4 protein-coding genes and 1 pseudogene are annotated in these 3,322 nt (G+C 60.4%); 3 read left to right on the top strand and 2 right to left on the bottom strand.

The window, feature by feature from the left end:
• Positions 1–117 precede the first annotated feature (117 nt).
• Entirely contained in the window at positions 118–405 is a 288-nt protein-coding gene (locus tag EN914_RS29145) for a hypothetical protein (protein ID WP_024501725.1), read from the bottom strand.
• A gap of 326 nt (positions 406–731) precedes the next feature.
• On the opposite strand from EN914_RS29145, the gene EN914_RS29140 reads away from it, so the two are divergent.
• Together EN914_RS29140 and EN914_RS29135 are read left to right on the top strand one after the other, a co-directional pair.
• Positions 732–950, top strand: a complete 219-nt coding sequence (locus EN914_RS29140) for an exopolysaccharide production repressor protein (protein WP_224674556.1) — start codon at positions 732–734, stop codon at positions 948–950.
• A gap of 613 nt (positions 951–1,563) precedes the next feature.
• Entirely contained in the window at positions 1,564–1,866 is a 303-nt protein-coding gene (locus EN914_RS29135) for a DUF1236 domain-containing protein (RefSeq protein ID WP_013530629.1), read from the top strand.
• Between the two features lie 83 nt (positions 1,867–1,949).
• On the opposite strand, the pseudogene yghU reads toward EN914_RS29135, so the two are convergent.
• Positions 1,950–2,816 (bottom strand): annotated as a pseudogene (gene yghU, locus EN914_RS29130) (glutathione-dependent disulfide-bond oxidoreductase).
• Positions 2,817–3,011: 195 nt separating this feature from the next.
• Here yghU and EN914_RS29125 point away from each other — a divergent pair.
• On the top strand, positions 3,012–3,322 hold a 311-nt coding region (locus tag EN914_RS29125; protein WP_164778995.1), incomplete at its 3' end, for a S1C family serine protease.

Genomic DNA, 3,322 nt, shown 5'->3' with positions numbered 1-3,322 from the left:
GATATATTGCCTGGGCGGAAAACTTAGCTGGCCAAGCAAAATCGCCCGCGAACCGGGCATGGAAAATGTGGCTTTGGCAAGTTCAACAACAGGCAGTCATGTCTCGGGACGAATAGCTCACGTCTCGTCGAATCCGCCCTCTCGGGTCTGATCGTGCGTGATTGCGGCTTCTTCCTCATCATCGGGGAGGGCGTCGTCGCTGTCCTGGTACGCGTTATCGTCGTCCTCGTCCGGCAGATCGCCGTCTTTTTCGACGCCGTAACGCATGTCGCCGTTTTCCGGCGCGGACTCTGGCAGGATCTCGCCGCCCTTGATTGCATCCCAATCCTGCTGCTCGATGGTCGGCCCATCCGCCCGCGGTGCGTCATCTTCGATGTCGGCGCCTGGTTTGTTGCGAGGTGCCATGCTGGCCTCCAATCGTTGAAGAACTGGAGGCGAAACTCGGCGTGTCGGCGTTTGTTCCGGACCCGAAGTGCAAAGACCGGGCGTGCTCCTGGATTGTCGACGGCTGGCGTGTCAGCCCAGCCCCGCCAGCACCGCGGCCGCGGCCCGCACGGTTGCCAAGTTGCCGCGCAAATGGAGAACGCATTGCGGCGACTGACCCATTACTTGCGAAGTTGCTAAAATAATGAAATGTTGTCCGCGGGAAATGAATGAGGCAGGGACTGGTTGGAACCGGCGCGGTTTCGACGGTTTTGGAAACCATGTATTTTGGACAGTTTCTCGTAGGAATGTCAGCCACGGCCGTCATCGTCGCGGTCTGGACCTATATGACCACCGGCTCCTTCTGGGAGGCATTTGCCTGGACGATAGCGACGCTGCTTGTCCTGCAGGTCGGCTACTTCGTGCTCGTCGTGAGGCTGATCTTCAGGCGCGCACATGACATCGTGCCGAGCCAGGATCCGGTAGACGCCTTTCCGCCATTGCATCGCGACGGTGTCCAGCTTTGAGACCGGGTGACCGGGACCGATCAGGAATGGCGTTTCCATACCAGGCCGTCCACTCGAGCGCGTGCGCCGGGGCGCTCGGGGAACGTCGCCACCAGCGCGATCACGACCGACGGCAAGGTGTTTGGTCGCTGAGACGGCTTCTGAGCATATCCCTGCTGGAGATTTCGGCCAGCGTTATCATGGGAACAGGATGCATGCGCGACCGCTCCGCATTGTGCTCAGGCCGACAGGTTGGGAACAAGTGCTGATGCTTCGCGTTCTCTGGCAGTGCCGATGAGGTTGCCGCCTCCATCGGTGCCGTTATGGCTCGCTCTGCTCCCGGCGGGGCGAGCCCTTTTCGTGCTGGAGCCTTTCAAATCGTCCAGATGAAGAGGCGGATGCGCGGCCGATTTGGCGCACTGGTGCTCAGATTGAATTTTTTCCCTTTAAATATCCGTACATATCTGTGCAAGTTTTCAAACTCTTGAATGCTGTCTGCCGAATGTTTGATCAGCAACCAATCAGTATCCAGGCTGCAATCGTAATATCTTCAATTCTGAAGTTACGATGGAACCGCATGGCAGCGGTGGAGTTTTTATGGAGGGCGGAATTCAGTTATCACTAGGAGATGGCCATGAGACTTTATCTTACGAGCGCGGCGACCGCCGTCGTCCTGATGGGCGGGATTGGTGCGGCGCTGGCGGAAAACGTCGTCGTCGTCCAGCCGGAGCAGGAGACAGTCGTTCGCGAATACATCAAGAGAGAACCGCTTGCCTCGGTGAACCTTCTGGGCGTCGAGCTCAAGCTCGGCTCGTCGGTGCCGGATACGGTCGAACTGCGTGAGGTGCCCGACGTCAAATACCGCGTCGCGGTGATCAACGACCAGACGGTCCTCGTCGATCCGGAGACCCGCCAGATTGTTGAAGTGCTGCACTAGGGATTCCGCAGTACTGGACCTTGGGAAAAACCCGCCCCGACGTCGCGTCGGGGCGGGTTTCCTTTGCCGCGACCCGCGATGGCCTATTCGGCGGCCAGTCTATCCTGCGTCTTGGTCTCGAAATCGCTGGCGTCGTGGCGTTCATGCAGTTGCATGGCAGGCTCACCGAAGGCGCGGTTGACCATGCGCCCGCGCTTGACCGCCGGGCGGGCGTCGATGGCCTTCGCCCAACGCTGCACATGCTTGTACTCGTGCACCGACAGGAACTCGCCGGAATCATTGTACATGCGGCCGAGTGCCAGCCCGCCATACCAGGGCCACACCGCCATGTCGGCGATGGAATAGTCCTTGCCGCCGAGATATTCAGTCTCGGCCAACCGGCGGTCGAGCACGTCCATCTGACGCTTCACCTCCATCGAGAAGCGATCGATGGCATATTCGAACTTTTCCGGCGCATAGGCGTAGAAGTGGCCGAAGCCGCCGCCCAGATACGGCGCCGAGCCCATCTGCCAGAACAGCCAGGACAGCACCTCGGCGCGGGCCGGCTGTTCGGTCGGAAGGAATTCGCCAAACTTTTCGGCGAGATAGACCAGGATCGAGCCGGATTCGAAGATGCGCACCGGTGTGGTGCCACTGTGGTCCATCAGGGCCGGAATCTTGGAGTTTGGATTGACCTCGACGAAGCCGCTGCCGAACTAGTCGCCATCGTTGATCCGGATCAGCCAGGCATCGTATTCGGCACCCTTGTGGCCGCGCGCCAGAAGCTCTTCCAGCATGACGGTGACCTTGACGCCGTTCGGCGTCGCCAGCGAATAGAGCTGCAACGGATGCTTGCCGACAGGCAGTTCCTTGTCATGCGTCGGCCCGGCGATCGGCCGGTTGATGCTGGCAAAGGCTCCGCCGCTCGGCTTGTTCCAGGTCCATACTTTCGGCGGTGTGTAGTCGGTCATTTCGTGGCCTCGTGTCGGGGAAGGATGGCAGGTCGCCATTAACTAGGGCTGCGGATGTGTAAGTTCAACTTGCGTTGAACTATTATCGATGCCCGCAGTGCCAACATCGGCAATTGGGCTCTTCCTTACCCTTGCGCCTTCTCCTGCGTGGCATACCTATAGAAGATGTCGCCAAAGCCCACCCAGGACAAAAGCATGACCATCAATCCCAATCTGCGCTCGGTCGTGGCCGTGCGGGCCACTGTTCCCGAAGATGCCTTTACGGCCGGGGCGCTCGGCACGCTCAGGGAAGGCAGCGGCGTCGTCATTCGCAATGACGGGCTGGTGCTGACCATCGGCTATCTCATCACCGAAGCGGAAGAGGTCTGGCTGACCAGCCATGACGGCCGCGTCATCCCCGCGCACGCGCTGGCCTATGACCAGGAATCGGGCTTCGGCCTGGTGCAGGCGCTGGCGCCGCTCGGCCTGCCGGCGGTGGCGCTGGGCGATGCCGGCAAGGCCAGGAT

Source organism: Mesorhizobium sp. M7A.F.Ca.CA.001.08.2.1, assembly GCF_003998455.1.
Lineage (GTDB): Bacteria > Pseudomonadota > Alphaproteobacteria > Rhizobiales > Rhizobiaceae > Mesorhizobium > Mesorhizobium ciceri.
The sequence above is the reverse complement of the archived record's forward strand: the minus strand, read 5'-3'. Positions and strand labels throughout refer to the sequence as shown.

Excerpts from the sequence above, each read along its gene's own strand:
- EN914_RS29135 (WP_013530629.1), top strand. The coding sequence starts at position 1,564 with ATGAGACTTTATCTTACGAGCGCGGCGACCGCCGTCGTCCTGATGGGC.
- EN914_RS29145 (WP_024501725.1), bottom strand. The coding sequence starts at position 405 with ATGGCACCTCGCAACAAACCAGGCGCCGACATCGAAGATGACGCACCG.
- EN914_RS29140 (WP_224674556.1), top strand. The coding sequence starts at position 732 with ATGTCAGCCACGGCCGTCATCGTCGCGGTCTGGACCTATATGACCACC.